Below are 1,015 nucleotides of genomic sequence, written 5' to 3'. Positions count from 1 at the left end.
GCCGATGCTCATGCACCCGGTCATGGCCGACTTCATCCAAGCCTACGGACACGGCGGCCTGCGCGCGCAACGCCTGGGCGCGCTGGACATGCTGGCCCGCGTGTACTGGTACACGGTGGAGTTTGGCCTGGTGCGAGAAAGCGGCGCGCTGCGCATCTACGGCGCAGGCATCGTGTCGTCTGCGTCCGAGAGCCGCTTTTGCCTGGAATCCCCCTCGCCCCACCGTCTGGGCTTCGATCTGGCGCGGGTGATGCGCACCCGCTACCGCATCGACGACTTCCAGCAGACCTACTTTGTGCTCGACCGTCTGGACGACCTGCTGCGCCTGGCCGAGATCGACTTCGCGCCGCTGTACGAACAGGTGGGCGGGCTGGACACCCTACCCGCCGACGCGGTGCTGCCCGGCGATGTTGTTCTAACCTACGGCGACGGCAAGTGGCACGACCAACACTCCACCGGCGCATCTAACCCTGTGCCCCCGCGAAGTGGAGCGCTTAGCCCTTGTTGAAAATGTCGACAAGGAGAACGGCGATAAAAGACAAGCAGGTGCGTGCGCCGTACACACGGGCGTTCAAGCTGGAAGCGGCGCAACAGGTGCGCGCCGGGTACGCCAAGTCTCGCCCTCGCAAGAACAACGACAATACGCTGGCTGTGGGCAAGAACGGCTCGGTAGTGCGCAAGGCCTTCGGCTATAGCTGCCCCCCTCTCTAGATTCTCAAAAAAACCGCCGGCGGTGATGCCAGCGGTTTAATTTTGCGACTTTCAATCGAGGATCGATTAGAACGTGTGCTTCAGGCCCACTGCATACAACTGACGCTTGCTCACGTCAGTACCGGCGGTCTCACCCTTGGCGCTCGACACGCCCGCGTAAACGGTGGTGCGTTTGGACAGCAGGTAGGCAAGACCGACACCGAAGCCTTTATTCGTCTGGCCGTAGAAGGTACCGCTAAAGCTGGACAAGCCGGCGTCGCGCTTAGAGTGAGCATAACCTTCGCGCGCCAGCGCCAGCGCGTGC

The 1,015-nt window shown here is 62.6% G+C and carries 2 pseudogenes; one reads left to right on the top strand and one right to left on the bottom strand.

Features of this window, described 5'->3' with window-relative positions:
• Nucleotides 1-508: pseudogene (locus ACK4TH_RS12195) on the top strand (phenylalanine 4-monooxygenase); the annotation flags it as partial.
• A 269-nt stretch (nt 509-777) separates the two neighbouring features.
• On the opposite strand, the pseudogene ACK4TH_RS12190 reads toward ACK4TH_RS12195, so the two are convergent.
• Nucleotides 778-1,015: pseudogene (locus tag ACK4TH_RS12190) on the bottom strand (hypothetical protein); the annotation flags it as partial.

The sequence above is a fragment of the Tepidimonas sp. genome (assembly GCF_046292505.1).
Classification (GTDB): Bacteria; Pseudomonadota; Gammaproteobacteria; order Burkholderiales; family Burkholderiaceae_C; genus Tepidimonas.
This window is presented reverse-complemented; position numbering and strand designations above follow the sequence as displayed.